We start from the raw sequence: 16,959 nt of genomic DNA, 5'->3' as shown, positions 1-16,959 counted from the left end.
GAATAAGACTATTCTTCTGTTTGAGCTGGTTTTTCCTGACCGAAGTAATCAGTTGCTTCCTGGATAATGCCAGATTCCACAATCGTGCGAGCCTGACGAATAGCATTGAAGATGGCTTGTTCGTTAGAAGATCCGTGAGCCTTGATAACAGGCGCCTTAACCCCTAAAAGAACTGCCCCACCCTGCTTGGTATCGTCAAAATTATCGCGGAGGCCTGATAAGGCATCTTTGACTAAGAGCGCTCCTAATTTAGCCTTCAGCCCGCCACCCAATAATTGGGATTTAATGAGACTAAAGAGAGTCTTAGACGTCCCTTCCAGAGTCTTCAATACGGCATTACCGGTAAAGCCATCCGTGACCACAATGTCAACCTGGCCATCTAGCAAGGTCTTAGTCTCCACATTCCCATAGAAATCTAGGCTAGTCTCAGCAGCCAAGAGTTCATAGGCCGCCTTAGACAATTCATTGCCCTTGGTAGCTTCCGTCCCATTGTTAAGTAGGCCAATCTTAGGCTGGGCAATGCCCAGGACACGTTGGGCATAGAAGTTAGCCAGAACCGCAAACTGCAGTAAGTTGACTGGCTTGCAGTCAGCGTTAGCACCGGCATCCATCAAGACCAGGTAAGGATGTTGACTAGAAGCAGTTGGTAAGACTGGCATAAGGCCTGGACGATCAATATTCTTAATCCGCCCCACAATCAGTAAGCCACTGGCTAAGAGGGCCCCGGTGTTACCTGCTGACAGCAAGGCATCAGCTTGGCCTTCCTTGACTGCTTGCGCCGCTAATACCATGGAGGCATTCTTCTTCTTGCGAATGGCACGCACTGGCTCATCATCCCCATTGATTTTTTCTGGGGTATGGATGATTTCGACCCGCTCTGTCGCTTCTAAATATGGGCGAATTTTATCTTGATCGCCAAATAAGAGCACTTCGATGTTATCAAAGGCCGCAATGGCAAGGTTCACCCCTTTTACGGCTGATTCAGGCGCGAAATCCCCGCCCATGGCATCTACTGCAATTCTAATCATTCCTTGTCTTCCTCCTTATAAACTAATCATATCTATCAATATTTGGCAATCGCTATACCAATTCTTGTGCTTTCATCATAACAAGTCCCTGCCAAGCCGTCAACCTAGATTGGAATCTGGCAGTTTGGCTAGACCTCAATCGCTTGCGTCTGACTCCATTGATTAAGCGCCTGCCATTCGGCTTCCGATAGGCGTTCTGGATGCTTGAGTAAGTCCTGAACATCCTTGCGGACAACTGTTAAGATTTTTTCGTCTTCAATCAAATTAGCATAGTGGAATTCCGGCAAACCACTTTGGCTACGTCCCATCAAGTCCCCCATACCGCGAATCTTCAAATCTTCACGGCTAATCAGGAAACCATCTTGGTGGTCCACCATAATCTTAAGCCGCTCCTTACCCTGTTCAGTTGTAGGACTGCCGATTAGGTAACAGTAGCTGGCTAGCTGGCTCCGCCCTACTCGTCCACGCAACTGATGGAGCTGGGCCAAGCCAAAGCGCTCGGCTGACTGAATGACCATAATAGTGGCATTGGGCACGTCGACCCCGACTTCCACCATGGTGGTCGCCACGAGAATCTGAACCTGATTTTGCTTGAAGCGGTCCATGACGGCTTCTTGCTCTTCCTTATTAAGTTGGCCGTGTAAGACATCGACCTTAAAGTTTGGGAAGCGGTCTGCCAAGCGGTCTGCCACCTCTAGCACGTTCTCTATCTGCTCCAAATGTTCGGAACTCTCAATCAGAGGGAGCACATAGTAGACCTGGTGTCCGGCCTCTAATTCTTGGGCCACATGGTCTTCTAGTTCCTCTAATTGATCTTCCTTGAGCCAACGGGTCGTAATAGGCTGACGGCCCTTAGGTAACTGATCGATGGTGGAAACGTGCATCTCGCCATAGAGGGTCATAGCTAGGGAACGTGGAATAGGCGTTGCCGTCATTTGAAGTAGGTTGACGGCTATTTTGTCATTTTTATCTACTAGGGCTTGCCGTTGGCCTACCCCAAAGCGGTGTTGTTCGTCAATGATGACCAAGCCCAGCTGCTTGAATTGGACCGTTTCTTGAATCAGGGCATGCGTCCCGATGACCACCTGAATCTGTCCATTAGCCAAGCCGTCTAAGACTGCTTGCTTGGCCTTGGCTGTCATAGCACTGGTCAAGAGCGCAGCTTCCATCCCCATAGAGGCAAAGAGCTGGTTGAAGGACTGGGCATGCTGTTTGGCTAGAATCTCAGTCGGTGCCATAAGGGCTGACTGGAAGCCCCCGCTTAAGCTTGCTAAAATAGCTAGAAAGGCTACCAGGGTTTTCCCGCTTCCCACATCCCCCTGCACCATGCGCCGCATAGGGTGCTGGGCCATGAGGTCGCGACAGATTTCATTGACTACCTGCTTCTGAGCCTGAGTTAGCTCATAAGGTAAGTGGCTAATCCAAGTCTTAAGTTGGTCATTGTCATAATGAATCTGGATGCCTGGCTCTGTTTCATGCTGCTTGAGGGCCGCTTGCAGGCGCCATTGATAGAGGAAAAACTCCTGATAGATAATTTTCCGTGTAGCCTGATGATGCTGCTCTTGATCAGCCGGAAAATGCATGGCATAGAGGGCCAAGGGCAAATCTAGTAGCCGATACTGGTCGTTGAGATGTTGAGGTAAGACCTCTGGAATTGCCTCCTGATACTGATTGAAGGAGGCCGCAATACTAGCCACAATGGCGCTCTGCTTAAGGCCTTTGGTAGCATGGTAGACTGGTGCAAAGTCCTGGCCTTCCTGTGCTACTTGAATCAGCTTCATACCTAAGAGGGTCTGACGATTGGATTGCCATTTGCCGTAAATTGCCCGCTCCTGCCCCAACTGAATGGCTTGCTTAAGATAGGGTTGGTTGAAGAAAGAGACATTAATAATTTCGTGGTCATTGACCGCCAGCTTGAAAGAAACCCGGCTCTTCTTGCCACCAAAGTAGGCTACCACAGGTGGCGTCACGACCTTGCCTTTAAGGGTGACCTTCTCCTGATCTAGGATGGTCGCCAAAGGTCGCACGGCTACCGACTCAAAGCGGAAGGGAAAATGAAACATGAGGTCGCGGACAGTTGAGACGCCTACCTGTTGGAAGAGCTTGACGCGCGCGGGTCCTACTCCCTTGAGATGATCAATGCTATCTAACCAATTAAGTCCCATAAGCCCCCTCCTTTCTGCTTGTCTGTCTCATTATTATAGCATTTTCATAGCCAGATAGCGACTATTCAAGCTGGAGTCCAAGCTCGCTCGGGCAAAGAAAAAGACCAAGGCATGAGCCTTAGTCTTTTAACGCTTTTAATTATTCCACTGACATCATGTAGTGGTAAACTGGTTGGTCACCTTGGACAATTTCGACTTCTAAGTCATTGAATTTGTCAGTTAAGAGCTCTGCTACCTCATCTGCTAATTCAGTAGTTCCTTCTTCCCCGACAATAATAGTTGCCAACTCAGAATCTTCATCCACCATGGCTTCTAAGGTTGCCAGGAGGGCATCCTTCAAATCAGGCAAGGACAAGACAATCTTGTTGTTGACTAAGCCCAGGTAGTCATCCTTCTTGATGGACACACCATCAATCTCAGTGTCACGAATGGAGTAAGTAATTTGACCAGATTGGACGAAATCACGCGATTCATTCATTTGAGCCCCATTGGCTTCTAAATCTAAGCTAGCATCGAAGGCCATCATAGCCGTAATCCCTTGAGGAATCGTAGTAGTAGGCACCACAACGGTTGGTACTTCCGCTACTTGGGCTGCTTGTTCAGCCGCCATGATGATGTTCTTGTTGTTAGGCAAGAGGATGATTTGTTCAGCATTGACTGCTTCAATGGCTTTGACGAAATCTTCTGTTGAAGGGTTCATAGTTTGACCACCGGCCAAGACTTTGGCAACCCCTAGGTCAGTAAAGAGTTGGCCCACACCTTCACCTGCTGCTACTGCAATAATAGCATAAGGAACTTTTGGAGCAGCCTCTGCTGGCGCTTCCTTCATAGCATGTTCTTCCGCTTCTAAGCCACGGACTTGTTCACGCATGTTGTCGACTTTGATTTTAATCAGTTCCCCAAATTCTTGACCCAATTGCATAATTTCGCCTGGGTTTTCAGTATGGATGTGAACCTTGACGATTTCATCGTCGGCTACGACCAAGAGAGAATCCCCTTTGGTGTTAAGGGTGCTACGGAAGGTTTCATAGTCAAAGGCCTTCTCGACAGTTGGGCCTTGGCCAATGCGAACCATAATTTCTGTACAGTAGCCAAAGGTAATATCTTCTAAGGCCATTGGTGGCTCATTGCCATCTTCGAACATAGCGTGAGAGTGGCCAGGAGCTGCAGGAGCTGCCTTAACTTCTACTACGGTCTCTCCTGTCAAGGACGACAAGAAACCTTCATAGACGCAGAGCAAGCCTTTACCACCAGAGTCGACTACGCCAACTTGTTTCAAGACTGGCAATAATTCAGGTGTCTTGTCTAAGGCCAATTGAGCACCTTCAACAATGGCTTTCATGACTTCAACAATGTTATCGGTCTTCTCAGCAGCCTTCTCACCGCGTAAAGCAGATTCACGCGCAACCGTCAAAATGGTCCCTTCAACAGGTTTCATAACTGCCTTATAGGCTGATTCTACCCCACCTAAGAAGGCTTGGGCAAAATGCTTAGCGTCTAAGACTTCTTCTTCCTTAATACGTTGTGAGAAACCACGGAAAATCTGAGATAAGATAACCCCAGAGTTACCACGCGCCCCCATCAAAAGTCCCTTGGCTAAGGCGCCCGCTAATTCACCGACGTGACTAGCTTGACTGGATTTGAGGTTTTCCGCCCCAGAAACGAAGGTCATGTTCATGTTAGTCCCGGTATCGCCATCTGGCACAGGGAATACGTTGAGTGAGTTAATTAATTCGACATTGGATGTTAAGCGTTCCGCTCCGGCTACAACCATAGGCACAAACTCTTTTGCCGTTAATTGTTTCAATTCCAATTTTTATCCTCCTTACCGTTTTATACGGTTGACTTAATCAATTTTTACGCCTTGTACGTGAACATTGACATAGCTGACTTCGAAGCCCAGCAATTGTTCAACACTGTATTTCACGGCTTGTTGAATGTTTTGGCAGATAACTGAGATTTTAGTCCCGTAAGACACTAAGATGTAGACATCCACGAGAACATCATCCCCACGTTGGGTGATGACAACCCCTTTGGAGTAATTCTCTTGTCCTAGAATCTCAATTAAGTTATCACGGAAGAAGTTCTTACTTACCATTCCGACCACACCGTAGTTATCTGTAACGGCAGTGCCGACAACTGTTGAAATCACATCTTGAGTTAGGGACACTTGTCCATTGGGCGTTTGGATTTTGATTGTCATGCGATTTCCTCCTCACATCTAATATATCATATCTATTTTAGCATAAAATGCTTGATTGTGCACTCATTAAGATAAAGACCATTCCAAACTGGGGGCCTGTCTTCTATACTTGTCTAGACAGAGGAGGTCTTAGTCAAAAAAAAGCCCCAATCCAAGGGACTGGGATCATCGCTATTAAACGCGTTCTACTTTACCTGATTTTAAAGCACGAGCAGAAACCCAAACTTTCTTAGGTTCGCCATCCACTAAGATGCGTACTTTTTGTAAGTTAGCGCCGAAACGACGTTTTGTTTTGTTCATCGCTTTTGAACGAGTGTTACCTGAACGAGCTTTGCGCCCAGTGAAATAACATTCTTTAGCCATTCTTGTTTCCTCCTTTTCGCTGCAGGAGCTTAATGTCTCTGCTTTATCATACTGAACTAATTTATCATATTTTCCCTCATTTGACAAGTCTTTGAGGGGGATTTTTTCGGTTTTTACACTTGATTGACCCAGAAAATCATGACCAGACCCGACTCAAAGGCTATTTCCACAGGCTCCTGACTGGCTTTGTATTCATTGCTAATGAGAGATTGGGGACTAGCATAATCCGTTGCTGGCAAGGTGTACTTGGCGCCTTGAATGGTCAGACCTTGAACTGGTGTCAGGCTAATGACAGACAGATAGAGACAGGGCTCGTAGGCCAAGACATGGTGGCCAGGCTTTAAGAAACGCACCTTGTGGTGAGCCTCCAGCAAGGTAAGACGAGACAAACCTGCTTGGAAGCGTGGCTGATGGGCCAGCCAAATATTGGCCAATAAATGGTCCAGCCGCCCGCCCCTTTCACCTAGAAAACCAAGCGCCACATAATCTGCCTCCGGCCAGCGGGTCATGGCCATGTCCAAAGCCAAATGGCCATCGGTATCGTCCTTCTCGCTAGGAAAGGCTTGAAATTCCTGACTATGTGCCTCAATAACTTGGCGCTCTTCTTCCGACACCGAATCAAAGTCGCCCAAGGCCATATCCAGCACATAGCCTGCTCTGACTAATCTTAAGGCTCCACGATCAGCCCCTACAAAATAGACTTGGTCATAGGCTTGAATTAAATTTTCAATCTGATCAAGGGCTGGATTAGGTCCACCCCCACAGACAATGACACATGCTGTTGCCACTTAGACTGCCCCCTACTTCCTATTCTGCCTAAGCTAAGTCTTTGAGCGTCTGAATCGCTTGGGCTGGATTTGAATGCCCGAAGACGTAAGAACCTGCTACTAGGATATCTGCGCCCGCCGCTAGACAGTCAGCAGCCGTCTTGTCATTCACCCCACCGTCAACTTCAATTAGATAACTATAGCCTTGTTTTTGACGCAAATCAGCTAATTGGCGGACTTTGTCCAAGGTCTCAGGGATAAATGCCTGGCCACCAAAACCTGGGTTAACCGTCATGACCAAGACCTGGTCAACTTGACCCAGGACTGCTTCAATGGCCGAAACTGACGTACCTGGATTAATGACAACCCCCGCCTTTGCCCCTGCTGCCTTGATTAACTGCAAGGCACGATGAATATGAGGCGTCGCCTCCACATGAACGGTCACCACATCTGCGCCTGCTTTGACCACTTGGTTCACGTAGCGTTCGGGATTGGTCACCATCATGTGAACATCAAAGACTAGCTTAGATTGAGCGCGCAAGCCTTGATAGAGCATAGGGCCAAAGGAAATGTTGGGTACAAAGTCCCCATCCATAATATCAATGTGTAGGTAGTCAGCCCCAGCCTCTTCAACCATTCGGATGGATTGGGCTAGCTTATTAAAATCGGCACTCAACATGGAAGGTGCAATATACATAAAGTTTCCTCCTTAACGACGTTTTTTGAGATGGTATTGAGGTTTGCGCTGATCAATTTTTTGGATTAATTGACAATAGGATTGATAGCGACTGGCAGCCAAGTGCCCCGCTTCTAATGCTTGCTTAACCGCACAGCCTGGTTCTTCCAAATGGAGACAGGAACGGAAACGACATTCTTGGCTGAGTTCTCGAATTTCTGGGAAGAGTTGAGTCACTTGATCCTTCTCAATCTGCTCGAAATCTAGGGCCGAAAAGCCTGGCGTGTCAGCAATCAAAGCCTGATTCAAGGGATAGAGGGTCACTTCCCGTGTGGTATGGCGCCCACGTCCCAGATAGTGACTAATTTCGCCGGTTTCAATGTCAGCTTGAGGTAGGAGTTGGTTAAGCAAGGTGGACTTACCGACTCCAGACTGGCCCATCACCACATAGAGACCTTGGTGCAAAAGTTGACTAAGATTAGCTAGCGCATTCGATGCAGGATCCATGACAGTTACTGTATAACCAGCCGCCTCATAAAGGGCTTGGATCTGGGCGACACGATCTTGGGCCTGTTCCTCCCCTTCTTGTGCTAGCAGGAGGTCGTATTTGGTCAGAACTAGATGAGGTTCAATGCCATGCGAGGTCACAGAAGCCAAAAATTGATCAACTAGGGAATAGGAGAAGTCCGGCTCCACCAAGGACATGACCACCAGCGCATCATCGACATTGACCACACTTGGTCTAACGAATTGATTACGACGAGGCAGGACCTCAATCAAGCGACCTAAGGCTTGGTCGGCCTTGGGGTCTAAGCCCTCCTCCCATTCAAAGGTGACATGGTCTCCCACCAAAGGCTTGAGCTGTTGGTGGCGAAAATTCCCCCTAGGCTTGGTCACATAGGTTTGGCCCTCAGACCGTACTGAATAAAAGCCGCTAAGAGATTGGGAAATAATACCTTCTTTGATGATTAATTTGTCTTCTGCCATACTGTCACCCTCTGCTTGATACTGACTTAATGGTACCATATTTTAAGCGCCTTGTCAGTTCTGGCTGACAGGACAGCCTAGGCTAATCAGGACTCATATTTTCCCATCAAAAAGAGGCTAGAAATTTCTAGCCTCTTAGGGTTAATTATCATTTGGATAGACTTCATTACTTTCAGCAATGACTTCGCCATCCCGCATGACGCGGTATTGACCGACGCCGCCTTCCATAATATAGAGCAGAATCTCGATGCTACGTGATTCAGAGATTTCAAATTCTTGGGCCAGCGTATTAATATTGTTGCGACTATCGCCAATGAAGACCTGAATCTTATTCGGCAATGGGTTGCGTTGATTGACGTCCGTGCTAGCATATTTTGGCACGTACTCGATATTTACCCGTTGAACTGCTGTCAGCACCTTCTCTTCCTTGCGCCCTTTTGAAACGGTAACCTTGATGGTATCACCTTGGCTTAAGGCCACACCATATTTAGGACTTTGGCTGATAACACGCCCTTTTGGAATGTCATTATCATAGTCTTCGCTGACGTCTACAGTCAGTCCGTTGGCTTCCGCGAAGTTTTGCACCATTTCCAATGGTAGGTTATTGAAGTCCTGCATAGTGGTGGAGTCTGCCACCTTCCCTACGGTAAAGACTAGGGAAGTAGTGCTTGGCACCACCTTGGAACCTGGTTCCACGCTTTGTGCTAAAATCTTCCCATTATTCTCAGGCGTCGAAGCGAAGTCACGGCGCTCTACAATAAAGTTGGCTGCTGTCAGTTGGGAGCGAACCGATTCATAGTCTTGACCGACATAGTTGCCAATTTCAACCTGTTCTTTCCCGTTACTGATTTCTAAATCGACCGCTGAAGCCTTACGAATCCGAGCACCTGAGCCTGGTGTTGATTTAATCACCTGACCTTGAGGAATACTGTCACTCCAAGTCTGCTTAATGGCTCCCACTTGCAGATTGGCTGCTTGAATTTTCTGTACCGCCTCATCCTTGCTGAGCTTGGCTACTTCTGGTACAGAAGTATACTCGGTCAAGCGCGTATAGGCGATATAGACGCCACCGCAAATGACTAAGAGACTGATGATGGCCAAGAACCAGGCCGCAATCCGCCGTTTACGTCGCGGCTTATCCAAAGGTGCCACATCATCAATGCGTTGATAGGCATCATAATCGATGGGTTCTGGCGCTTCAATTGGAGCCGCAACCGGTGTTTTGACTGGCTTAATAGGTTTCATTTGAACTCGCGCTTGACCACTAGCATTCGGAACAAAGACCGGCTCATTCATACGACTCGCATTGAGTGCCGTCGATAGGTCCGCTAACATGCTGTGAACAGAATCGTAACGGTTGGCTGGGTCCTTAGCAGTAGCCTTGAGGACTACGTTTTCCAAGCTTTGCGGCACATAGTCCATCTTGTCACGGATACGTGGGAATTCTTCCTGGAAGTGCTTGAGGGCCACCGAAACAGCCGATTCACCATCAAATGGCACAGAGCCAGTAATCAATTCATAGAGGACGACCCCTAGGGCGTAGATATCCGACTTAACAGTCGCATTACTACCACGCGCTTGCTCAGGCGATAGGTAATGAACCGAACCCAAGAGCGTATTAGTCTGAGTAATAGAAGTATCCGACAGGGCAATGGCAATCCCAAAGTCGGTAATCTTAATAGCGCCCGTCTTGGTAATCAAAATATTCTGAGGCTTAATATCCCGGTGAATAATTTGGTTCTTATGAGCCACTTCAATAGCCGACAGGATCTGACTCATAATGAGTACCACTAGTTCTAAAGATAGGGGTGCATTTTGGCGAATATAAGTCTTAAGATCTGTCCCATCCACATACTCCATGACGATGTATTGCTGGTCTTCTTTCTCCTCGACATCATAGATTTCGACAATGTTGCGGTGCAGCAATTGGCTAGCCGACATCGCTTCACGTTGGAAGCGACGGATGGCATCCTGGTTGTCTTGGAAGTCAAAACGCAGGACTTTAACGGCTACTTGTCTTTCTAAGATTAAGTCTTGGGCTAGGAAAACATTGGCCATCCCACCCTGACCGATAAAGTCTGTCAGCAGGTATCTGCCTGATAATTTATCGCCTATTTCCATTCAGATACCTCCTCTAAGTTTTCTGTGCTTAAGTCTGAAGCAATGATAACGGAAATGTTATCCATGCCTCCGGCTTCGTTAGCTGCTGTAATTAATTGTTGGGCAAAATTAGCCTCCTGGCGTGAGGACCGGAAGAGCTCTTCTAAGGCCTCAGGCGTCACCATATTAGTCAACCCGTCTGAGCAAAGGAGCAGCATCTCAGCCTCCTGGCTGGGCACGGTCTGAATGGCTACCTCAAGTGGATGAGTCAAACCAATGGATTGGGTGACAGCATTGCGATGGGGATGCAAATAAGATTCTTCCAAGGTAATTTCCCCGGCCCGAATCAATTCATTAACCAAGGAATGATCCTCCGTATATTGCTGGAGCTTACCTTCCTTGTAGATATAAGCGCGACTATCCCCTACATGGCCTAAATAGATGGTGCCATCGACAATCAAGGCCAAGACAATGGTAGTCCCCATGCCGTTCAAGTTCTTATCAGCTTGGGCTTCTTGATAAATTTGTTGGTTGACTAGCTTTAAAGTTCCTTCAATCCACGCTGACACCTGGTCAGGTGCTAAGGCCTGGTTCAAATCTTGGAAATACTGCCCAATATATTGGGTAGTACGTTGACTGGCCACGTCGCCACCCAAATGGCCCCCTACCCCGTCACAGAGGATGAGCAGGAGTTGGCCAAAATCATTAAGAAAATAATCCGCATAATCCTGGTTGGTTGTTCGACGTTTACCGATATTGGAACATAGTGCAAGTTTCATGTAGTCACCTCTGTTTCCTTCATATGTTGATTTTTAGTGCAAGCTAGGCTGACTTAGTCATACGTGCAATGAAGAAGCCATCGGTCAAGTAGTCTTGTGGCAAGACTTCAATCATGCCATCTGCAGTCAGAACTGACGCTCCTTGAACTTCTTCTGGCCCTATCGAACTGAGTTGGAAGTCAGCCTGTCTTGCCAAGAAGGCCTTGACCTGGGCTTGGTTTTCAGCTTGTGCTAAGGTACAAGTTGAATAGACTAAGGTTCCGCCTGGTTTGAGCAGACTGGCAACATGGTCTAAGAGCTGACTCTGAAGCTTGCTAAGTGCTTCAATATCGCTTGCTTGCTTAGTGTATTTAATTTCAGGTTTGCGACGCATGAGGCCGAGACCTGAACATGGTGCATCCAAATAGATTATATCATAGAGTGTCCCGCTTGGGGGCATAAAGTCTAAGGCATTTGTAGCATGAAGCGAAATGTTCAAGCCCTCTTGTTGGCTTAAGCCTAGGCGTTCCATGTGTCCCGCCACCAAGTCTAGCTTGGCTTGAGAAATATCTAGGGCATCCAAGTGACCGTTTTGCAGTAGAAAGGCCATATGCGTCGCCTTGCCTCCAGGGGCACTACAGGCATCCAAGAGTCGTTGGCCTACCACTGGCCGGCCGATTGGCGCTACCAACATAGAAGATTCATCCTGAATAGTCAAGCGCCCCGCTTGAAAGGCAGGTGACTCCAGAATACGACCATCTAGGCTTTCAATAGCATAAGGTGATAGGTTGCCGGCCTCAACCTGATAGCCGGCTGCCCTGAGCTGGGCCAGGATTTGGTCGCGTTCATTGGGATGGGCTTGAATTCTGGCGGTTAGACGTGGCCGTTGATTGAGACTAGCCAGTAACTCAGTCAAGCTTGCCTGATCATACTGTTCTTGTAAGAGGGACACAATCCAAGGGGCGATACTGTATTGAATGCTGAGGGCTTCAACAGGGTCTGTCACTGTATCCAAGGAGCGCAGTTCCTGACGACGGAAATTGCGCAAGACGCCGTTGACTAGGCCGGCTAGACCTGCATGGCCATTGAGCTTGGCAATGTTAACCGCTTCGTTAATGGCTGCATGATCCGGGATTCGCTCCAGGTAAAGCATCTGATAGACGGTCATTCTTAAGAGCGTACGAATCCATGACTCTAACTTCTTGCCTTTGATGAAAGGTTCCAAGTAGAAGTCCAGGGTCAAACGATGCTGAATGCTGCCATAGACTAAGTTGACTAAAAGCCCTTGGTCGACTGGCTTGAGCTCTGTCTGGCTCAGCGCCCGATTGAGAAGGACATTGGAATACTGGTCATGCCAGTCAATCTCTACCAGTAGCTGTAAAGCCTGAAAGCGAACATTATGCTTGAGCCGCTTAGCGGCTAATGACTTAACTTTCATGAGTTGCCTCATCTTCTACTTGTACTGAAGCGAAAACTTGGCCCGCTAATTGAGCTAAGTCATTGCCCTTGAAATAATCTTCTAGGCTTAGGCGCTTCTTGCCAGACTCCTGCCACTCACGGATGCCATAATAGGAATGATGACCACACTTAACAATCAGGTGTTTACGTTTATAGGCCAGAATGGTCCCTGGCTCTGCGGCTAGATCTTCTGGGCTTGGCTCATAATCCATTGGCGCTCCTGCCCAAACCTTAATCCGCAAGTCTCCTAAGACTGTATAAGTCGAAGGGAAAGGATTGAAGGCCCGAACATGACAGTCCACTTGGTGAGCAGACTCATACCAGTTAAGCTGTTCTTGTTCCTTGGTAATTGAAGGTGAAAAGACCACTTGGCTGACATCTTGCTCCACCGCTGTAATCTCATTGGCAAAAAGTTTGAAGAGAGTATCGAGGAGCAGTTCCCGCCCGATAATAGCTAACTTACCAAAGAGGGCACCCACGGTTTCATCTGATTCGATGACACAGGAACGTTGGGCTAGAATATCCCCTGCATCCATTTCCTTGGTCATGTAAATAATAGAAATACCGGTCTCATGATCGCCCTTCCAGATAGCGTAATGAATAGGCGCAGCGCCTCGATACTTAGGTAGTAGCGAAGCATGGACATTAATAGCCGTATGGGGCGTCGAATTAATAAGACGGGTGGGAATGAACTGGCCATAAGCTGCCGTCACAATAATGTCGGCATCTAAATTAATCAGTTCTTCTAATTCCTCAGAACGACTAATGCGTTCAGGTTGGTAGAGGGGAATATCATGGGCCAAGGCCAATTGTTTAACGGGTGACTGGGTCAAGACCCGCTTGCGTCCGACCGGACGGTCAGGCTGGGTCACTACCGCAATGACCTGGTAGGAGGCATGCTCGAGTAAGCCTTGGAGAATTTCTGCCGCAAACTGCGGCGTTCCCATAAAGATAATTTTTTTCATGTTCGATACACCTCACTAGTTGAAAAAGAGTGGCTCGTGGTCAATGGTGATATAAATCCCCTGCTTAGCTTCAAGCTGAGATTGATCCAAGATTGTCCCGAGGCTTTCCTTGATGACTTGACCATCCTTGTACTTGAGTAAGAGTTGGAAATAATAGCGTTCATTAATCCGAGCAATAGCGCCCTGGCTGGGGCCTAGAATCTCAATGGCTGCCCCACTTGCCAAGAGGGCTTGCTTAACTTGGTGGCTCATAGCTTGGGCCTTGGCCTGGTATTTGCTAGAAATGGTAATTAAAGTGGTATAGAAATAAGGCGGATAATGGCCTAGATGGCGTCGCTTCATCTCATAGTAGAAAAAGGACTCATAATCATGTTGCTGGGCCAATTGCATAACATAGTGGTCTGGATTATAGGTTTGAATCAGGACCTCACCCTCGAAACGTCCCCGGCCTGTTCGACCAGCTACTTGGGTCAAGAGTTGGAAGGTCTTCTCCCCTGCTCGGAAATCTGGCAGATTGAGGGCCGTATCGGCATTGATTACGCCGACTAGGGTCACGTTCTCAAAGTCCAGACCCTTGGCAATCATTTGAGTTCCTAGGAGAATATCCGCTTCATGGCGACGGAAGCTATCCAAAAGGGCTTCGTGTTGGCCCTTCTTGCGCGTCGTATCCATATCCATACGGATTACACGCGCGTCAGGAAAATGCTGATTGAGTAATTCCTCAATCTTCTGAGTTCCCAAGCCAAAAGTTCTGAGATAGTCACTATGGCAGTTAGGACAGTGGTCAGGTACTGGGCTTTGGTAGTCACAGTAATGGCATTTGAGCCGATGCTCATGTTTATGATAGGTTAAGGAAATATCGCAACGCGGGCATTGAATGACTTGACCACATTCCCGACAGAGCATATAAGAGGCATAGCCTCGCCGATTGAGTAAGAGTACAATCTGTTGCCCTTTGGCTAGCCGGTCAGCAATCTTGTCCTTGAGGACAGAAGATAATTCGTCCGTGGTTTGTTGGACCATTTCCTTGGTCATATCCACCAGGGTAACTGGCGGCAAAGGCCGTCCGTTCACACGTTCAGGCAGACGCAGATGTTGGTAACGACCTACCTGAGCGCGCGAGCGAGACTCAAGTGAAGGGGTCGCCGACCCCAGAAGCAGCGGTGCCTGGTGATAGTGACAGCGCCAGATGGCCACTTCTCTGGCATGATAGCGTGGCGTATCCGATTGCTTGTAGGTCGTCTCATGTTCTTCGTCAATGATGACTAGACCTAGATCACGAATAGGCGCAAAAATGGAAGACCGGGCCCCTACCACAATGGTGGCTTGGCCCCGAATAATGCGGCGCCACTCATCGTATTTCTGAGAGTTTGTCAAGCCTGAGTGCAAGACCGCTACCCCAGTTTGAAAACGACTCTTAACCTGACGTACCATTTGCGGGGTTAAGGCAATTTCAGGAACTAGTAGAATGGCGCCCCGCCCCATTTGGCTGGCCTTGGCCATCAGTTGCAGATAGACTTCGGTCTTGCCACTACCGGTGACGCCTTCTAGCAGGAAGGTCTGGTCCTGATGTTCTTCTAGTGCCTGGGCAATCTGCTCATAGACCGCCTCCTGAGCCACCGTCAAGGTCCGACTATGACTCTGCTCAACCTCCAGATGAGCCAAAGGATCCCGATAGACGCTGACCTTTTGGGACTTGATATAGCCATGTTTGAGGGCAGTCTTAAGGCTACTGGCACTGACTTGGCTGGCTGCCAAGAGCGCTTGTTGCTCCAACTGAGGCTGACCTGATGCTAAGAGATAGGTCAGGAGTTGGGCTACTTTTTGGCTTCTAGCGGGTAAGTCTTGGATAATTTGCTTGATTGACTCAGCCGGCATAGCCAACTCAATCATGGTCTGGGTCTTAGAGGTGGTCTGGTCTTGGACCTGATAGACTAACTCCAGTACGCCCTGGTCTAATAGTTGCTTGATTTGCTTGCGACTTAACTGCGTCTCTACCTGGTCCTTGTCAAGTTGGCTCTGATTGAGCCAGTCACTTGGTACCTGATACTCACTGAGAGCTTGGGGTTGATGAATTAAAAAGATATTCTGATATTTGACTTTGAGCATGGCAGGCAACATGGCTTGCAAGACATTAATGCGGAAGGCATGTAAGGTCTGGGCCAAATGCTCACTCAAGTCTAGTAGCTCCTCGTTAATAAAGGATTCATAGTCTAGGACTGCTGTAATGGGCTTGAGTGTCCCCTTGAAGTCACTGGTATGGTGAATGCCCACCACAAAGCCAAGCAATTGGCGATTGCCGAAAGGAACTTGTACCCGCATACCGAGTTGTAGACTATCCTGATAGGCCTCAGGGACTTGGTAATCAAAGGGTCGATTGACTTGGGCGGCCGGGATATCGACAATCACCTTGACAAACATGGGCAGGCTCCTTTCTCCGAATAAATTCAGGGGAATTTGTAGAAAAAACTACTATGATATGAACTGCATACACACGTCCTCATAGTAGTTTCTTGACTAGTCTTCTTTGATATATAATTTGCCGTCAATGACTTCTTCGAGTGACTTACCTACGGCCTTAACTGACTCATACTTGTCTAGTTGTGGGTTCTGGTAGACTTGCAAATCGTGTGATCGTTTGCTAGCTAAAATAATCAAGCTGTATTTGGAAGGTACTTTCTCTAATAATTTATCAATTGATGGGTATAACATCATGGCTAAATCCGCTCCTTTTCGTAATAAGTTTCCATGTCGTGTCGGATTTGATCCACTACACGTTCGACCTTGAGATGTTCTGATTGAATAATGGCATTAATCTTGTCGACTGCATGTTGGACTTGGTCGTTAACTACGACATAGTCATAATGCTGCATCAATTCGATTTCTTCCTTGGCTGTCGCCATTCGCTCTTGGATGACATGCGCGGCATCTGTGCCTCGACCTGTAATCCGGGATTCTAACTCTTCCAAGTTAGGTGGTGCTAAGAAGATGAAGATTCCTTCTGGCATACGCTCCTTAACCTTCATGGCACCTTGAACTTCAATTTCCAAGAAGACATCGTGACCAGCCGCTAGGTTTTCTTCAATTTTTTGAATAGGGGTACCGTAATAGTTACCCACATATTCAGCATATTCTAGTAGGTCCTCATTTTGGATCATGGTCTCGAACTCTTCGCGACTTACAAAATAATAATCCTTGCCATCAACTTCCCCTGGGCGCTGAGCGCGTGTAGTGGCTGACACTGAGTATACATACTGAAACTGATTATTGGCAAAGACTGCTGCCCGCACCGTCCCTTTCCCTACTCCGGACGGGCCAGATAAGACAATGAGTAACCCACGACTTGCTGACATTTCGAACCTCCATACCTTCCATTACTTGCAGTAAATCAATAGTTTTATTCTACCACAAAAGGCCCCATTAGAAAAGTTTCAAGCCCTATTTTTAAGGACTTTTTTGGCTACTTGCTCTCATATTGATCAAGACTTT

General features: G+C 47.7%; 15 protein-coding genes. All 15 read right to left on the bottom strand.

What is annotated here, in order from left to right:
- Nucleotides 1–8 precede the first annotated feature (8 nt).
- Nucleotides 9–1,028, bottom strand: coding sequence for a phosphate acyltransferase PlsX (plsX, locus tag HMPREF3093_RS02635; protein WP_070755472.1), 1,020 nt, complete (start codon nucleotides 1,026–1,028; stop codon nucleotides 9–11).
- Between the two features lie 128 nt (nucleotides 1,029–1,156).
- Complete coding sequence (gene recG / locus HMPREF3093_RS02630) at nucleotides 1,157–3,193, bottom strand: ATP-dependent DNA helicase RecG (protein ID WP_070755471.1); 2,037 nt, start codon at nucleotides 3,191–3,193, stop codon at nucleotides 1,157–1,159.
- 139 nt (nucleotides 3,194–3,332) lie between these two features.
- Nucleotides 3,333–5,006, bottom strand: a complete 1,674-nt coding sequence (locus HMPREF3093_RS02625) for a DAK2 domain-containing protein (protein ID WP_070755470.1) — start codon at nucleotides 5,004–5,006, stop codon at nucleotides 3,333–3,335.
- Nucleotides 5,007–5,039: 33 nt separating this feature from the next.
- Nucleotides 5,040–5,396 (bottom strand): Asp23/Gls24 family envelope stress response protein, encoded by a 357-nt coding sequence (locus HMPREF3093_RS02620; RefSeq protein WP_070755469.1) that lies wholly within the window; start codon nucleotides 5,394–5,396, stop codon nucleotides 5,040–5,042.
- Between the two features lie 174 nt (nucleotides 5,397–5,570).
- On the bottom strand, nucleotides 5,571–5,759 hold the full coding sequence (rpmB, locus tag HMPREF3093_RS02615; protein ID WP_023390775.1) for a 50S ribosomal protein L28: 189 nt from the start codon (nucleotides 5,757–5,759) through the stop codon (nucleotides 5,571–5,573).
- A 113-nt stretch (nucleotides 5,760–5,872) separates the two neighbouring features.
- Nucleotides 5,873–6,547 (bottom strand): thiamine diphosphokinase, encoded by a 675-nt coding sequence (locus tag HMPREF3093_RS02610; RefSeq protein ID WP_070755468.1) that lies wholly within the window; start codon nucleotides 6,545–6,547, stop codon nucleotides 5,873–5,875.
- Nucleotides 6,548–6,575: 28 nt separating this feature from the next.
- Entirely contained in the window at nucleotides 6,576–7,223 is a 648-nt protein-coding gene (gene rpe, locus HMPREF3093_RS02605) for a ribulose-phosphate 3-epimerase (protein ID WP_070755467.1), read from the bottom strand.
- Between the two features lie 12 nt (nucleotides 7,224–7,235).
- Nucleotides 7,236–8,228 (bottom strand): ribosome small subunit-dependent GTPase A, encoded by a 993-nt coding sequence (gene rsgA / locus HMPREF3093_RS02600; RefSeq protein WP_257244480.1) that lies wholly within the window; start codon nucleotides 8,226–8,228, stop codon nucleotides 7,236–7,238.
- Between the two features lie 102 nt (nucleotides 8,229–8,330).
- On the bottom strand, nucleotides 8,331–10,310 hold the full coding sequence (pknB, locus tag HMPREF3093_RS02595) for a Stk1 family PASTA domain-containing Ser/Thr kinase (protein ID WP_070755466.1): 1,980 nt from the start codon (nucleotides 10,308–10,310) through the stop codon (nucleotides 8,331–8,333).
- Entirely contained in the window at nucleotides 10,301–11,068 is a 768-nt protein-coding gene (locus tag HMPREF3093_RS02590; RefSeq protein ID WP_070755465.1) for a Stp1/IreP family PP2C-type Ser/Thr phosphatase, read from the bottom strand. The genes pknB and HMPREF3093_RS02590 overlap by 10 nt, the downstream gene beginning before the upstream one ends.
- Before the next feature lie 43 nt (nucleotides 11,069–11,111).
- Nucleotides 11,112–12,485: a 16S rRNA (cytosine(967)-C(5))-methyltransferase RsmB gene (rsmB, locus tag HMPREF3093_RS02585; RefSeq protein WP_070755464.1), complete on the bottom strand. Its 1,374-nt coding sequence runs from the start codon at nucleotides 12,483–12,485 to the stop codon at nucleotides 11,112–11,114.
- Entirely contained in the window at nucleotides 12,475–13,470 is a 996-nt protein-coding gene (gene fmt / locus HMPREF3093_RS02580; RefSeq protein ID WP_070755463.1) for a methionyl-tRNA formyltransferase, read from the bottom strand. Before fmt ends, rsmB begins: the two co-directional genes overlap by 11 nt.
- A 15-nt stretch (nucleotides 13,471–13,485) precedes the next feature.
- Entirely contained in the window at nucleotides 13,486–15,891 is a 2,406-nt protein-coding gene (gene priA / locus HMPREF3093_RS02575) for a primosomal protein N' (RefSeq protein WP_070755462.1), read from the bottom strand.
- A 96-nt stretch (nucleotides 15,892–15,987) separates the two neighbouring features.
- Entirely contained in the window at nucleotides 15,988–16,185 is a 198-nt protein-coding gene (rpoZ, locus tag HMPREF3093_RS02570) for a DNA-directed RNA polymerase subunit omega (protein ID WP_023390784.1), read from the bottom strand.
- Between the two features lie 2 nt (nucleotides 16,186–16,187).
- Nucleotides 16,188–16,823, bottom strand: coding sequence for a guanylate kinase (gene gmk, locus HMPREF3093_RS02565; protein WP_023390785.1), 636 nt, complete (start codon nucleotides 16,821–16,823; stop codon nucleotides 16,188–16,190).
- Nucleotides 16,824–16,959 lie beyond the last annotated feature (136 nt).

Origin of the sequence: Abiotrophia sp. HMSC24B09, assembly GCF_001815865.1 — a bacterium.
In the GTDB taxonomy this organism is placed as follows: Bacteria; Bacillota; Bacilli; order Lactobacillales; family Aerococcaceae; genus Abiotrophia.
The sequence above is the reverse complement of the archived record's forward strand: the minus strand, read 5'-3'. Positions and strand labels throughout refer to the sequence as shown.